The organism is Paraburkholderia sp. CI2 (genome assembly GCF_014201055.1).
Classification (GTDB): domain Bacteria; phylum Pseudomonadota; class Gammaproteobacteria; order Burkholderiales; family Burkholderiaceae; genus Paraburkholderia; species Paraburkholderia tuberum.
On sequence record NZ_JACHDL010000024.1, the window covers coordinates 69,519 to 82,119 of the forward strand.

The window sequence follows — 12,601 nt, forward strand, 5'->3', positions numbered from 1 at the left end:
CCCCAGACTAGGAACCGCACCATGAACATCCTCTACAAGGCAAGCGCAACGAGCACCGGCGGCCGCGACGGCCGCGCCGTATCGTCGGACGATGCATTGGACGTGAAGCTGGCGGCACCGCGTGAACTCGGCGGAAATGGCGCAGCAGGCACGAATCCCGAACAGCTGTTTGCAGCCGGCTACTCGGCCTGTTTCCTGAGCGCCATGAAGTTTGTCGCCGGCCAGCGCAAACAGGCCCTGCCGGCCGACACGCAGGTTTCCGCCGACGTCGGCATCGGTCCGAACGACAAGGGCGGCTTCGCGCTCGACATCGACCTGCGTATCACTCTGCCGGGTCTGGCTGCGGACGCTGCCAGGGAACTGGTGGATGCAGCGCACCAGGTCTGCCCGTACTCGAACGCTACGCGTAACAACGTCGCGGTTCGTCTGCACGTCGCTTGAGGTCAGGTCGGCCGTTGCGCCGATCAGCAATGCTCAAGAAGAACCGCTCACGGCGCATTACCCGGTGCCGTCGCGAGCAGCGCCCGCACCCTGCACAATAGGGCCGGGCGCTGATTGTTTTCGCGCGCACGGCACGCGTCCTGGGTAGCCGGTCCTCGACCACCTTCAGCCCGACCGCCTCTCCCGATGACATGCGCCCGCCGCCTGCACGACAGCTTCGACTCCGGCCTCGTCTGGTTCCGCCGCGATCTGTGCAGCACCGATCATGCCGCGCTGTAGTACGCGCCCAAGCATTGCGAGCGTGTCTGGTGCGTGTTCGTATTCGACACGACGATCCTGCAGCCGATTGTCGATGCCTGGCAGACGCGCCACCCAGGCGAGCCGGTGCAGGATCGCCACACTCGACCAGCTCGGCTTCGCGCCTGGCAACCTGACGGACTTGCAACTGCCCGCCGGCATGAGCGGCGCCCAACAGCCGCTCGACGATTTCCTCACGCGCATCGACAGCTACGCAGAACGGCGCGATTTCCCCGCTGCGAAAAGCCGAGCTGTCTGTCGGTGCATCTGCGCTTCGGCACGGTGTCGATCCGCACATTGGCGCGGCTCGCGTACGAGATGTCGCTGCAACCCGACGGCAAAGGCGCCGCGACGCGGCTGTCGGGACCGATCTGGTGGGATTTTTACTTCATGGTCCTCGCGCACCACCCGCGCCTCGCGAAAAGCGCGCCGTTCAAGCCGGAATACGAGCAGTTGCACCAGGAAAAAGGCCGCTCGGCCGACGCAGCGTTCGCCGCCTGGTGCGACGGCCGCACCGGCTATCCGCTCGTCGATGCCGCGATGCCGCAGTTGAACCAGACCGGCTATATGCACAACCGTCTGCGGATGGTCACGGCAAGCTTCCTCGCGAAGGATCTCGGCATCGACTGGCGGCTCGGCGAGCGATACTTCGCCGATTTGCTGAACGACTTCGATTTCTCGGCGAACAACGGCGGCTGGCAGTGGGCCGCCTCGACCGGCTACGGCGCGCAACCTTACCCCCGTATTTTCAATCCGGTCACACGATCCGAAAAATTCGACCCCGACGGCGCTTTATCAAACGATATCTACCGCAGCTCGCGAACTTGCCGGCAAAATGGATTCACGCGCGGTGGCTGGCCGGCGCGGAGCGGCTCGCGGAATTCGGTGCATGGTACTGGGCGGGAATTATCCCGAACGGATCGTCGACCAAGCAAAGGCCCGCGAGCGCACACTGGCCTGATACGGAAAGTGAGTGCCTGCTCACATTATTGAATAAGAAGGTCTGAAGGGGGCGAAGATGCGCCGTCTGCCGTCGCTGCTCGTGTTTTTGATCCTGACGCTGGCGGCCGGCTGGGCCGCGAGTCTGTCTCTGCCGGACGCGTGGTACACGGGCCTGCAAAAGCCTGTGTTCAATCCGCCGAACTGGGTTTTCCCACCGGTCTGGACCGTACTTTACGTGCTGATGGCGTTTTCCGCGTGGCGCGTGTGGAAGCGCGACGGCCTGACCGCGGCGATCGTACTGTGGGTCGTGCAGCTGGTGTTCAACGCCGCGTGGATGTGGCTGTTTTTCGGCCTGCATCGGCCGGAGACGGCGCTGATCGACATCCTGATTCTGCTGCTACTGATCGTGATGCTGACGTATGTGTTCTGGCGGCGCGATCGCCTCGCGGGCATTCTGCTCGTGCCGTATGTCGTGTGGGTCGCGTACGCCGCGCTTTTGAACTACGCGTTGTGGCAGCTGAATCCGGCTGCTTGAGTGGAGTCTGCCAAGCGAGAGCGAAGGCCGCGCGATGAGTAAAGGGGAGTGCGCGATGCGGGCAATGGCCTTGATGGCCAACCCCAAACACCAGCGCCTCACCACGCGCCGATGTTCCGATTGCTGACGGCCTGACGCCGATTACAGGCAGTCGGCTTAGCCGTAGTGCTGGCTCATCCACGACGGACGCGCGTTCGTCTCTTGATCGAGCTTGCGCATGCGGAATTCGAGATCGTAGAGATCGGTCGCTTCAGCGAGATAGGCGTCAGCGCGCTCCTTCGCGAGCTGGTCCGGCGACTTGGTCAGAAACAGGAACAGGCGGCTGATCAGATACATGGTTCACCTCGGCAGTGATAGCTAGGCGTTTACGCCCAAGGGATAACCCGCATTATAGGGAAAACCCTGATTTCATGCCACTGCTCATTTTCGAGGTGTTGCGCGGACGTCACCGCCCGACCGACGATGCCGCCAATCCTTCCGCGATGCGGCCCGCGTCCGTGCGACGCTGATGCCGGAAAAACTCCCACAGCATGGCGCTCGCGTCCGGGCCCTTGGACGAGTGGAAGGGCAGCGCATCGTCGCCGCCAGCCCATGCGTGACCCAGCCCCTGCACACGACAAACCCGTACCACGCGCCGCCCGCCGCGCAGATAATCGCGCATCACGACGCCATTTTTGCGGTCCTCGCGCGTCTCGCCGGCTTTGCGCGCGCCGTTTACGTCAATGAGGCGGTTCAGACGCAGAAACTGTGTCGCCAACTGGTCCGCGTTGACCGGCGCCACCACATGGTCGGCATCGCCGTGGACGATCAATGCCGGCATGCCCGGGTATTGCGCGACGTTCGTGGTTTCGTCGACGAGTTCCGCCGGCTCGCGACGCGCGCCGCGCCGCATCACGTCCATCGCGGTAATGCCGGAGCGCGCCTCGCCGAAAGCGGGGCCGGAATGCAGCGCGACCGCGGCGAAATGGCCGGGGTACTTGACGGCCAATAGCGCGGTCAGCCCCGCGCCCGCTGAAATCCCCGCCACGTAGACACGCGCGCGGTCAAAGCCGTGTTGCTCGACCAGCGAATCCACCAGCGACACGACCGCGCGCGCTTCCGCGCCGCCCGCGTTATCGCCGGCATCGTACCAATGCCAGCAGCGGTGCGAGTGCGCGTGCTTCGATTGCTCCGGATACACGACCGCGAAGCCGTAGCGGTCGGCGAGCAGGTTCATGCGCGTACCCTCGGCGAATTCGTCGATCGACTGCGTGCAGCCATGCAGCATCACGACCAGCGGCATCGCCTCATGCGCATGCCCGGACGGGATATAGAGCCCGTACTGCAGGTGATTGACCAGCCGGCCCGGCGCGGCCGGCGCGGAATGGAACGAGCGCGTCCACGCGCCGCTCGCCCACGCGGCCGCGCGTGGACGCACGCGCGACTCGCGCGGCGCTTCGCGTTTCATCGGCGTGCGTAGCGCGGCAGCCGGCTTCAGTGGATGAGCCTTGCTCGACGGTTTGGTGGTGGCGGCGCGAACCGGTCGCGCCTGCGCTCGCTTGGCGGTTTTTTGCGCGTGTTCGGTTTGGATCGCGAGCAGGCGCTTGAAACCACGCAGCCAGATTTTCGACAGGCTTTTTGCCATCGGCGATAACCTCGCAAAAGGGACAAAGGCGGACCCCAAAACTGCGGATCAGATGAAGTTGTGCAATGCACAATAACATCATTTTTCCTGCGGTGCTGAACACAGCGCCGCTCTTCGTGCCCCATTTCGATCGTCGCGAACCTTGCCGGGGCCCTGTCGTCAAACCACGTCGACGGCCGTTCGGCAGCTCACATTCGGCGTGCAAAAGCGCTGTGCGCCGCAAGACCGTCGCGCGACACCCGACTATACTGGCGGTTGATCTCCCGACGTGTCGATCCGGGCCGCATCGGCGTTTCGTGCCGGCCGCGCGCCGATTTCCACCAACCCGATTTCACGCGACCCGCGTCGCGCTCCCGCCATGCCCGATTTACCGATCCACCTGTGGTATTCGATCACCAGCCTCGGCGGCGCCGGCTTGACGCTGCCGCTCGCGCTCGCCATCGCGCTGTGGTTGGCGGTCGGCTACTCGTGGCGGCTCGCGGCCTGCTGGCTCGCGCTGCTCGGTACGGCGATCGGCGTCGTGACCTTGACCAAGCTCGCCTTCCTCGGCTGGGGCGTCGGCGTGCGCGAACTCGATTTCACCGGCGTCAGCGGTCACTCCATGCTGTCCACGGCCGTCTATCCGGTCGCGCTGTTTTTGATGCTATTGCCCGCGCGCCGCGCCGTCCGGCTGCTCGGCGTGCTCGGGGGGCTTGCCGCCGGCCTGGCGGTGGGCTTGTCGCGCGTCGTGCTGAGCGCGCATTCGCCGTCCGAAGCCGTGACTGGCTGCCTCGTCGGCGCGCTCACCGCGCTCGTGTTCGTGCGCATCGCGTGGAATGCGGAGCCGGGCCGGCTGTCGGCGCTCCCGGTCACCGTCAGCCTGATGGTGCTGGCAATCCTGATGCACGGCGTGCACGTGCCCACGCAGCGCTGGGTCACGCATATCGCATTGAAGGTGTCCGGCCACGACCGGCCGTTCATTCGCGCGAAATGGCTGTCCCCACGCGACATTCGACCGTCGGCCGCGCCGCTGTCGCAAACGCGCAATACGCTCCAGCCGATGCGCGCGTCGGACATCTGAGCACGCTGCGCCGGCCCTTCCGCCGCGTTTTCAAGCTTCCTTTTACAGTTTCGTAGCACTTCCCTCGCGCTTCACGCCATACGTGAAGCGCTGCGCCGAATCGACCGTTTCGCCCACCGCTATAACCGCGCATATATTACGATAGCGTTTTTAAGCTACTGCTTCCCGTTCACGTCAGACTCCAGGTCCTTCATGACACTCTCTTGCCATCTGAAGCAGTACGCGCTGTGCGTCGCAGCCGCCGTCGCCGTCGTGGTCAGCGTCAATGCCCACGCCGATGAACTGGTGGTCTCGGCCGCCGCCAGCCTGACCAATGCGTTCAAGGCGGTCGGCGACGCGTTCGAGCAACAGCATCCGGGCACCAAGGTTCTGTTGAACTTCGGCGCGTCCGACGTGCTGATGCAACAAATCGTCAAAGGCGCGCCCGCCGACGTATTCGCGTCCGCGGATCAGAAGGCAATGGACAAGGCCGCCGCCGAAAAGGTGATCGTGCCGTCGACGCGGCGCGACTTCGCCGCCAACTCGCTGGTGCTGATCGTGCCAGCCGACAGTCATTTCGCGCCCGCCAACCTCAATGCGCTGACGACCGCGAACGTCAAGCGAGTCGCGTTCGGCGATCCGGCCTCGGTGCCGGTTGGCCGCTACACGCAGGGCGCGCTTCAGGCCGCCGGCGTATGGGACGCGGTCAGCGCGAAGGCGGTGCTCGCGTCGAACGTGCGTCAGAGCCTTGATTACGTCGCGCGCGGCGAAGTCGACGCCGGCTTCGTGTTCGGCACCGATGCCGCGATCATGCCCGACAAGGTCAAGGTCGCGCTGAACCTGCCGACGCAAACGCCGATCGGCTATCCGATCGCGCAGGTCGAAGGCAGCCATCACGCGGCCGACGCGCAAGCCTTCATCGACTTCGTGCTATCGCCGGCCGGCCAGGCGGTGCTCGCGAAGTACGGCTTCAAGCCGGCGCATTGATTCACGGGGAGAGCACACGCTCATGCAACAGGCCTGGGTTCCGCTGCTGCTATCGCTGAAGGTCGCAGGATGGGCCACCGCGCTCACTCTCGTGCTCGGCGTCGCGGCCGCGCTCGGCCTGTCGCGCTGGCGCTCCGGCGCGCGCGACGTGATCGATTCGCTGCTGATGCTGCCGCTCGTGCTGCCGCCCACCGTGCTCGGCTATTACCTGCTCGTGCTGCTCGGCCGACGCGGCGTGATCGGCGCGTGGCTCGACCGCTTCGACATCCAGCTCGTCTTCACGTGGCAGGGCGCGGTGATCGCGTCGACGGTGGTCGCGTTTCCGCTCGTGCTGAAGTCCGCGCGCGCCGCCTTTGAAGGCGTCGATCCGCAGTTGGAGCGCGCGGCGCGCACGCTCGGCGTCAGCGAAGCCGGGGTGTTTTTCCGCGTGACGCTGCCGCTCGCCGCGCGCGGCATCCTCGCGGGCGGCCTGCTCGCGTTCGCGCGCGCGCTCGGCGAATTCGGCGCGACGCTGATGATCGCGGGCAATCTGCCTGGCCGCACGCAGACACTGTCGGTCGCGGTCTATTCGGCGGTGCAGGCCGGCGACGACAGCACCGCCAACTTCCTCGTGCTCGTGACATCGGTCGCGTGCGTGACGATCCTGCTGCTCGCGGGGCGTCTCGTGCCGCAGCACACGCTTCTGAGAGCCCGCTGACATGCCGCTCAACGTCGCCATCCGCAAGACCTTCGAGACCGCCGAGCGGCGCTTCACGCTCGACGTCGCGTTCAGCGCGAGCACGCAGCGGCTCGTGCTGTTCGGGCCGTCGGGCGCGGGCAAGAGCCTGACCTTGCAGGCGATCGCCGGCTTGCTGCGTCCCGATGAAGGGACCATCACGCTGCACGGCACCACCTTGTTCGATAGCGCGGTCGGCATCGATCAGAAGCCGCAGGCGCGCAAGATCGCGTATCTGTTTCAGGACTACGCGCTGTTTCCGCATCTGAACGTGCGGCAGAACATCGGCTTCGGGCTGCACCGGGGCTGGCTCAATCCGCGTGCGCGCGGCGCGCATGCGCAGGTCGATTACTGGCTCGATGCGCTCGAATTGAGGGGCTTGGCGGGCAATCACCCGGCGCAGCTGTCGGGCGGGCAAAAGCAGCGTGTGGCGCTCGCGCGCGCGCTGGTTTCGCAGCCGCGCCTGCTGTTGCTCGACGAGCCGTTTTCCGCACTGGATAGTGAGTTGCGCCAGCGCATGCGACGCGAGCTATCGGATCTGCAAACGCGGCTCGATATTCCGATGGTGCTGATCACGCACGATCCGGACGACGTCGCCGCATTCGGCGATCAGGTCGTGCAGGTCAGCAACGGCCGCGTGCGCGAGGATCATCCGTTCGCAGGATATGCGCGCAGCGAGGCGTCGCCTCGTTGAGCGGGTGGCATTGCGCCTTCGTTACGCCCCGGCAACCTCAATCCTTCACGCCAAGTATCACGCTCGACGCCTTGAACACCGCGACCGCGCTCGCGCCTTCCTGCAAACCGAGCATGTCGACGCTGCCGTTGGTGACGACCGCCGTGACCACCGCGCCGCCTTCGAGCCCGAGCGACACTTCCGTGTTCACCGCGCCGCGCTTCACGCTGTGCACGGTGCCAGACAACTGATTGCGCGCCGACAGGTTCAACGGCACATCGCGATCGCCATCACCCGGTACGAGCAAAACGACCCACGACGCCTTGATCAGCGCAAACGCCGCCACGCCGACCGCGAGCCCGAGGGCTTCGGTGCTTTCGTGCGTGAGCACGGCGACGATCGTATGGCCGCCGGGCAGCGCGAGCGACACTTCGTCGTTGACGGTGCCGCGCTCGATCGCCGACACCGTGCCGTAGAACTGATTGCGCGCGCTCGTCTTCACGCCGATGCGGCCGATCAGGTCCCAGTCCGTCGCGAAGCCCTCGCCAATCGCCGCGCCCGCGCGTTCGAGAAAGCGTCGATGCTCGCGCTCGACCGCGCGAAACGTCTCGATCAGCTTCACCGCGCGCGGCGTCAGCGTCGTGCCGCCGCCGCCCTTGCCGCCGGTCAGACGCACGACGAGCGGCTCGCCGGCGAGGTTGTTCATCGTGTCGATGGCATCCCACGCGCCTTTGTAGCTGATGCCGACCGCCTTCGCCGCGCTCGTGATCGAGCCGGTCTCGCCAATCGCCGCAAGCAGCGCGATGCGGGCCGCGCCGCCGAGCGTCTGCGTGCCCGCCTGAAACCAGACGGAGCCGCCGACTTCGAGGGCATCGCGGGGAGGATCGGGGCGGTCGACGGTCATGGCAGAGAGTGGTTGAGGGTACGTGGTAGGGCGGCGAATCATTATAGCGACGCGCTCTTCCGCCGCTGGCCCCTACGCTTGCCGCTCACCATGGCACGACTCTGCCGAGGTAGTCGAGGTAATGCAAACCGGCACGGCCGTCGTAAGCGTCGATCGTGCTGACCAGGTTCGGGATGCTTTCGTCGATGCCCAGACGCGCGTCCGGCCCGCCCATATCGGTTCGCACCCAGCCGGGCGCCATCAGCAGCAGGGTTCTGGTATCGCTTCGATGACGCGCGGCAAAGCTTCGCATGAACATGTTGAGCGCGGCCTTGCTGCCGCGATAGACCTCGTAGTTGCCATTCTCGTTGTTGGCGACGCTGCCCTGCCCCGACGACATCACGCCGATCGTGCCAGTCGGCCGAACGAGATCCTGCAGCGCCTCGACGACCCGCATCGGACTCAACGCGTTCGTCACCATCACGCGCACGAATTCGTCGGTCGATACATCCGCGATCGTTTCACTATCGTCGTTCTTGACGCCGGCGTTGACGAACAGCAGGTCGATCGGACGTCCTTCGAGGCGGCCCCGCAACGCGGCGACCTGTTCGGGCATCGTGATGTCGACCGTTTCGACTTCGAGTGCGTCATGTGACGCCGTCGCAAGCTGAAGGAGCCTGGTCGTGGAATTTTGCCTGCCGGTCGCGATGACTCGCCAGCCGCGCTTCAGATACTCCTCGACCATCGCGAAGCCGAGGCCGCGCGAGGCGCCGATCAGAAGCACGGTTTTTTGCTGGTTTGCGGGTTGCATGGAACGTTTCCTGTCGATGGACTCGGGTTAAAGCCGGTCCAGGAAATATAGTCCCGCGTGATACAGCGCGGAAGATGCAATGCTTGCACTTACCGACCGTGAATCGTCGACAATGAGCAAGCGCCCGAATCAGGAGACCGCGCGATGTCACCCTCTCGTGAATACTGGTTCCCAGCCAAACGCTATGGCTGGGGTTGGGGCCTTCCCGTGCGCTGGCAAGGATGGCTGACGCTGCTCGCGTATTTCGTGTCGCTCGGGGTGGTCGTTTTCCGGTTTCAACCCGCGGGTCATCCGCTCACGTTCGCCTTGCTGGTCGCGCTATTAACCGTGGCTCTCGTGGTCGTGTGCTGGCTGAAGGGCGAGCCGCCGCGCTGGCGGTGGGGTAAGGACTAGCAAGTCCGCTCAGCCACGCCAGCACCCACGTCTCTAGCCGGGTTTGCAGGTGGTCGGGTTCATTCGGTTTCGCTGTCGTCGGTGTCGGCATTGGAGTTGATTTCGTGTCGCATCGCCGAGCCTGCAAGTACGCTCGCTTGCAGGGGCGCGGCCTCCTTGCGCTCGCTGTACCGATCGGTCAGATAGTCCGAACGGTCCCGCACGAGCAGCGTGAACTTGATCAGTTCTTCCATCACGTCGACCACGCGATCATAGTAGGACGAGGGCTTCATACGGCCATCGGAATCGAATTCCTGGTATGCCTTCGCGACCGACGACTGATTGGGGATGGTCACCATCCGCATCCAGCGGCCAAGCACGCGCAGCGCGTTTACCGCATTGAACGATTGCGAGCCTCCGCACACCTGCATCACAGCCAGCGTGCGCCCTTGGGTCGGCCGTATTCCTGCGCTTTCGAGCGGCAGCCAGTCGATCTGATTCTTGAATACGGCCGTGAGATTGCCGTGGCGTTCCGGGCTGCACCAAACCTGCCCCTCCGACCACTCGGACAGCTTGCGCAGTTCGACGACCTTCGGATGATCTGCCGGGACGCTATCGGCGAGCGGCAGGCCGTGCGGGTCGAATACCCGCGTTTGCGCTCCGAAATGACGGAGGATGCGCTCGGCTTCGAGCGTCAGCAGCCGGCTATACGACGTTGCTCGCAGCGACCCGTAAAGCAGCAGGATGCGTGGCGGATGCGTTGAAGTCGTCACGGGTGCCAGCTTGTCCACGTCCGGTATATCGAGGTGAATAGGGCTGACGTTCGGCAGATCACTCATCACGATCCGTTTCTCCCCAAGTTGGGCGCGGCGTTCCGCTGCCCTGATTCGTACCATGCTTGCGAACGGTTCACGACCCCCACGACGAGCAGCATCACGGGGACCTCGATCAGAACCCCAACCACCGTCGCCAGTGCGGCACCCGAATGAAAACCGAACAGGCTGATAGCCGTGGCCACGGCGAGTTCGAAGAAGTTGCTTGCGCCAATCAGACTCGACGGGCCCGCGACGCAATGTGCGACGCCCAGCTGGCGGTTGAGCAGGTAGGCCAGTCCCGAGTTCAGAAACACCTGAATGAGGATTGGCACGGCGAGCATCGCGATCACCAGCGGCTGCTCAACGATCTGCTGACCCTGAAACGCAAACAGCAGGACCAGCGTTACGAGCAAGGCGCAGATGGACCAGGGACCGAGACGGGCAACGACGCTACGGAAATGCTCTTCGCCCTTTCGAAGAAAGCGTTGGCGCAGCAGTTGCGCGAGGATGACCGGGATCACTATGTAAAGGCCAACCGAAGCGATCAGTGTGTCCCAAGGCACTGTAATCGCAGACAGCCCGAGCAGCAACGCGACGAGTGGCGCGAACGCCACGACCATGATCGAGTCGTTCAGCGCGACCTGCGACAGAGTGAAATACGGGTCGCCCTTGCACAGCTGCGACCACACGAAGACCATTGCCGTGCACGGCGCGGCGGCGAGCAGGATGAGACCTGCGAGGTAGCTGTCGAGTTGCTCGACGGGCAGCCACGGCCTGAACACGTGACGAATGAACACCCAGCCCAACACGGCCATCGAGAACGGTTTGACGAGCCAGTTGACCGCGAGCGTCACGCCGATGCCGCGCCATTGGCTGCCGACCTGCTTCATCGCCGAGAAGTCGATCTTGATGAGCATCGGGATGATCATCACCCAGATCAGCACGCCGACGGGCAGGTTGACGTGCGCGACTTCCATGCGCCCGAGCGCCTGAAATGCGCCCGGCAACAACTGGCCGAGTATCACGCCTGCCACGATGCACAGCGCGACCCACACCGTCAGATAGCGCTCGAAGAAGCCGATAGCCGGGCGCGCGGCGGCACGAGCCTCAGCGCGACTCATTGGTTTCCTCTGCCGGACGCTCGCCAATGGCGCGCATTTCGCGCTGGATTGCGTCGTGGTTGAGCGCGTGCAGCGGCAGGTTCACGAACTGGCTCACGCGATTCATGATCTGTCGATAAACCTTGTCGAAAACTTCGCGCTTCTCGTCGTCGGTTCCCTGGCAGGCTGCGGGATCTTCAAAGCCCCAGTGCGCGCTGATCGGCTTGCCGGGCCAGATCGGGCAGACCTCGCCCGCGGCCTGATCGCATACGGTAATGACGAAGTCCATCTGCGGCGCGTTGGGGGTTGCGAACTCGTCCCAGCTCTTACTGCGCATCTTCGCGGTGTCGTAGCCCAGTGCCGCGCATTTCTCGATCGCGAACGGATTGACTGCGCCGGATGGATGGCTGCCCGCGCTGTACGCGCGAAACTGTCCTTTGCCAAGCACGTTGAACAGCGCCTCGGCCATGATGCTGCGTGCGCTGTTGCCCGTGCAGAGAATCAGTACGGAATATGGTTTGCCGCTCACGTGCGGCTCCGAAATGAAATGCTTGTCTGGGACGGAGCGCAGCAGGCTGCCGCGGATTCGTTTGCTGCCAATGCCTCCTGGGTATGAGATTGCCCATAGATGGGAGCCGATTCGAGGGTCAGAAAGGTTTCCCAGGCCACGCCTTGCGGATCGACGGTCCACGCCTTGTCCGACTTCGCGTAACAGCATGTCGTGCCGCTCTGGTGCTGCACGGGAACTTCAGCGGCGGCGAAGCGCGCGTTCATCTCTGCCAGTTCTTCATCGGTTTCGACCTGGATGCCAATGTGATCGACGCCAGGTTTCGCCCCGCGTTGCGAGATCGCGAAGTTCACGACGGGGTCGCTCAACTCCCACTTGCAGTAATCGCTCTTGATGACCGTCGGCTCGACGTTGCCAAACATCGCGCTGTAGAAGCGGATGCTGTCGGCAAGATTGTCCACAGCCACGTGAATGTGCATGCGTTTCATGTTTCGTCTCGGCAGCAGTTGGAAAGGTCGCTCGCGGCGCACGATGCACCGGAGCAGCAGTTCTCTGTGAGGAAGCCGATCAGCGACGTCATCGCGTCGAAGTTTGCGGTGTAGATGACGAAGCGCCCTTCCTGTCGCGGACTCACCAGTCCGGCGTGTGTCAGGTCTTTCAGGTGGAATGAAAGGCCGGAAGGCGAAATGCCTAACTGCTGCGCTATTTCACCAGCCGCCATGCCTTCGGGGCCGGCAACGACGAGCTGGCGAAAGATCGCGAGACGGGATTCGTGAGCGAGCGCGCCGAGCGCGCGTACGGCATTGATCGTGTCCATAAAGACACTATATCCACTTCATCGTTATATTTCGATATTTGT

The 12,601-nt window shown here is 64.2% G+C and carries 16 protein-coding genes and 1 pseudogene; 8 read left to right on the top strand and 9 right to left on the bottom strand.

Features of this window, described 5'->3' with window-relative positions; translation table 11 throughout:
* The first annotated feature begins 21 nt into the window (after positions 1–21).
* The 3 genes and pseudogenes from HDG32_RS27505 to HDG32_RS27515 all read left to right on the top strand — a co-directional run bounded on the left by HDG32_RS27505 (position 22) and on the right by HDG32_RS27515 (position 2,215).
* Positions 22–441 carry an organic hydroperoxide resistance protein gene (locus tag HDG32_RS27505; protein WP_184072186.1) on the top strand — a complete coding sequence of 140 codons (420 nt, stop codon included), beginning with the start codon at positions 22–24 and terminating at the stop codon, positions 439–441.
* A gap of 186 nt (positions 442–627) precedes the next feature.
* Positions 628–1,699: pseudogene (locus HDG32_RS27510) on the top strand (cryptochrome/photolyase family protein).
* A gap of 57 nt (positions 1,700–1,756) precedes the next feature.
* Positions 1,757–2,215: a TspO/MBR family protein gene (locus tag HDG32_RS27515; RefSeq protein ID WP_090808383.1), complete on the top strand. Its 459-nt coding sequence runs from the start codon at positions 1,757–1,759 to the stop codon at positions 2,213–2,215.
* A 156-nt stretch (positions 2,216–2,371) separates the two neighbouring features.
* Here HDG32_RS27515 and HDG32_RS27520 read toward each other — a convergent pair whose 3' ends face one another.
* On the bottom strand, positions 2,372–2,551 hold the full coding sequence (locus tag HDG32_RS27520) for a DUF3563 family protein (RefSeq protein WP_090808381.1): 180 nt from the start codon (positions 2,549–2,551) through the stop codon (positions 2,372–2,374).
* Between the two features lie 109 nt (positions 2,552–2,660).
* Positions 2,661–3,839: a PHB depolymerase family esterase gene (locus tag HDG32_RS27525; RefSeq protein WP_184072187.1), complete on the bottom strand. Its 1,179-nt coding sequence runs from the start codon at positions 3,837–3,839 to the stop codon at positions 2,661–2,663.
* Positions 3,840–4,197: 358 nt separating this feature from the next.
* On the opposite strand from HDG32_RS27525, the gene HDG32_RS27530 reads away from it, so the two are divergent.
* The 4 genes from HDG32_RS27530 (at position 4,198) to HDG32_RS27545 (ending at position 7,274) form a co-directional block, all read left to right on the top strand.
* Complete coding sequence (locus HDG32_RS27530; RefSeq protein WP_184072188.1) at positions 4,198–4,899, top strand: phosphatase PAP2 family protein; 702 nt, start codon at positions 4,198–4,200, stop codon at positions 4,897–4,899.
* A 192-nt stretch (positions 4,900–5,091) separates the two neighbouring features.
* On the top strand, positions 5,092–5,865 hold the full coding sequence (gene modA, locus HDG32_RS27535) for a molybdate ABC transporter substrate-binding protein (protein ID WP_184072189.1): 774 nt from the start codon (positions 5,092–5,094) through the stop codon (positions 5,863–5,865).
* A 22-nt stretch (positions 5,866–5,887) separates the two neighbouring features.
* On the top strand, positions 5,888–6,562 hold the full coding sequence (modB, locus tag HDG32_RS27540) for a molybdate ABC transporter permease subunit (protein ID WP_184072190.1): 675 nt from the start codon (positions 5,888–5,890) through the stop codon (positions 6,560–6,562).
* A gap of 1 nt (position 6,563) precedes the next feature.
* Positions 6,564–7,274 carry a sulfate/molybdate ABC transporter ATP-binding protein gene (locus HDG32_RS27545; RefSeq protein WP_184072191.1) on the top strand — a complete coding sequence of 237 codons (711 nt, stop codon included), beginning with the start codon at positions 6,564–6,566 and terminating at the stop codon, positions 7,272–7,274.
* Positions 7,275–7,311: 37 nt separating this feature from the next.
* Here the strand turns inward: HDG32_RS27545 and HDG32_RS27550 are convergent, their stop codons facing one another.
* Both HDG32_RS27550 and HDG32_RS27555 read right to left on the bottom strand, forming a co-directional pair.
* Positions 7,312–8,157, bottom strand: coding sequence for a TOBE domain-containing protein (locus HDG32_RS27550; RefSeq protein ID WP_184072192.1), 846 nt, complete (start codon positions 8,155–8,157; stop codon positions 7,312–7,314).
* A gap of 85 nt (positions 8,158–8,242) precedes the next feature.
* A complete protein-coding gene (locus tag HDG32_RS27555; protein ID WP_184072193.1) occupies positions 8,243–8,947 on the bottom strand; it encodes an SDR family NAD(P)-dependent oxidoreductase in 705 nt (234 codons plus the stop codon).
* 144 nt (positions 8,948–9,091) lie between these two features.
* Here HDG32_RS27555 and HDG32_RS27560 point away from each other — a divergent pair, with 144 nt between their 5' ends.
* Positions 9,092–9,340 (top strand): hypothetical protein, encoded by a 249-nt coding sequence (locus HDG32_RS27560; RefSeq protein ID WP_184072194.1) that lies wholly within the window; start codon positions 9,092–9,094, stop codon positions 9,338–9,340.
* A 59-nt stretch (positions 9,341–9,399) separates the two neighbouring features.
* Here HDG32_RS27560 and arsH read toward each other — a convergent pair whose 3' ends face one another.
* Genes arsH through HDG32_RS27585 form a run of 5 tightly spaced genes read right to left on the bottom strand, consistent with a single transcriptional unit; the run spans position 9,400 to position 12,559 of the window.
* Positions 9,400–10,161, bottom strand: coding sequence for an arsenical resistance protein ArsH (arsH, locus tag HDG32_RS27565; protein WP_184072195.1), 762 nt, complete (start codon positions 10,159–10,161; stop codon positions 9,400–9,402).
* The gene (gene arsB, locus HDG32_RS27570; protein WP_184072196.1) at positions 10,158–11,255 is read right to left on the bottom strand and encodes an ACR3 family arsenite efflux transporter; all 1,098 of its coding nucleotides are present in this window, start codon (positions 11,253–11,255) and stop codon (positions 10,158–10,160) included. Before arsB ends, arsH begins: the two co-directional genes overlap by 4 nt.
* Positions 11,242–11,763, bottom strand: a complete 522-nt coding sequence (locus HDG32_RS27575; protein WP_184072197.1) for an arsenate reductase ArsC — start codon at positions 11,761–11,763, stop codon at positions 11,242–11,244. Before HDG32_RS27575 ends, arsB begins: the two co-directional genes overlap by 14 nt.
* Positions 11,760–12,230: an ArsI/CadI family heavy metal resistance metalloenzyme gene (locus HDG32_RS27580; RefSeq protein ID WP_184057496.1), complete on the bottom strand. Its 471-nt coding sequence runs from the start codon at positions 12,228–12,230 to the stop codon at positions 11,760–11,762. The genes HDG32_RS27575 and HDG32_RS27580 overlap by 4 nt, the downstream gene beginning before the upstream one ends.
* Positions 12,227–12,559, bottom strand: coding sequence for a helix-turn-helix transcriptional regulator (locus HDG32_RS27585; RefSeq protein ID WP_018424160.1), 333 nt, complete (start codon positions 12,557–12,559; stop codon positions 12,227–12,229). Before HDG32_RS27585 ends, HDG32_RS27580 begins: the two co-directional genes overlap by 4 nt.
* Positions 12,560–12,601 lie beyond the last annotated feature (42 nt).

Excerpts from the sequence above, each read along its gene's own strand:
- HDG32_RS27530 (WP_184072188.1), top strand. The coding sequence starts at position 4,198 with ATGCCCGATTTACCGATCCACCTGTGGTATTCGATCACCAGCCTCGGC.
- HDG32_RS27585 (WP_018424160.1), bottom strand. The coding sequence starts at position 12,559 with ATGGACACGATCAATGCCGTACGCGCGCTCGGCGCGCTCGCTCACGAA.
- HDG32_RS27545 (WP_184072191.1), top strand. The coding sequence starts at position 6,564 with ATGCCGCTCAACGTCGCCATCCGCAAGACCTTCGAGACCGCCGAGCGG.
- HDG32_RS27550 (WP_184072192.1), bottom strand. The coding sequence starts at position 8,157 with ATGACCGTCGACCGCCCCGATCCTCCCCGCGATGCCCTCGAAGTCGGC.
- HDG32_RS27560 (WP_184072194.1), top strand. The coding sequence starts at position 9,092 with ATGTCACCCTCTCGTGAATACTGGTTCCCAGCCAAACGCTATGGCTGG.
- HDG32_RS27555 (WP_184072193.1), bottom strand. The coding sequence starts at position 8,947 with ATGCAACCCGCAAACCAGCAAAAAACCGTGCTTCTGATCGGCGCCTCG.
- HDG32_RS27525 (WP_184072187.1), bottom strand. The coding sequence starts at position 3,839 with ATGGCAAAAAGCCTGTCGAAAATCTGGCTGCGTGGTTTCAAGCGCCTG.
- HDG32_RS27505 (WP_184072186.1), top strand. The coding sequence starts at position 22 with ATGAACATCCTCTACAAGGCAAGCGCAACGAGCACCGGCGGCCGCGAC.
- modB (WP_184072190.1), top strand. The coding sequence starts at position 5,888 with ATGCAACAGGCCTGGGTTCCGCTGCTGCTATCGCTGAAGGTCGCAGGA.
- HDG32_RS27515 (WP_090808383.1), top strand. The coding sequence starts at position 1,757 with ATGCGCCGTCTGCCGTCGCTGCTCGTGTTTTTGATCCTGACGCTGGCG.
- HDG32_RS27520 (WP_090808381.1), bottom strand. The coding sequence starts at position 2,551 with ATGTATCTGATCAGCCGCCTGTTCCTGTTTCTGACCAAGTCGCCGGAC.
- HDG32_RS27580 (WP_184057496.1), bottom strand. The coding sequence starts at position 12,230 with ATGAAACGCATGCACATTCACGTGGCTGTGGACAATCTTGCCGACAGC.
- arsB (WP_184072196.1), bottom strand. The coding sequence starts at position 11,255 with ATGAGTCGCGCTGAGGCTCGTGCCGCCGCGCGCCCGGCTATCGGCTTC.
- modA (WP_184072189.1), top strand. The coding sequence starts at position 5,092 with ATGACACTCTCTTGCCATCTGAAGCAGTACGCGCTGTGCGTCGCAGCC.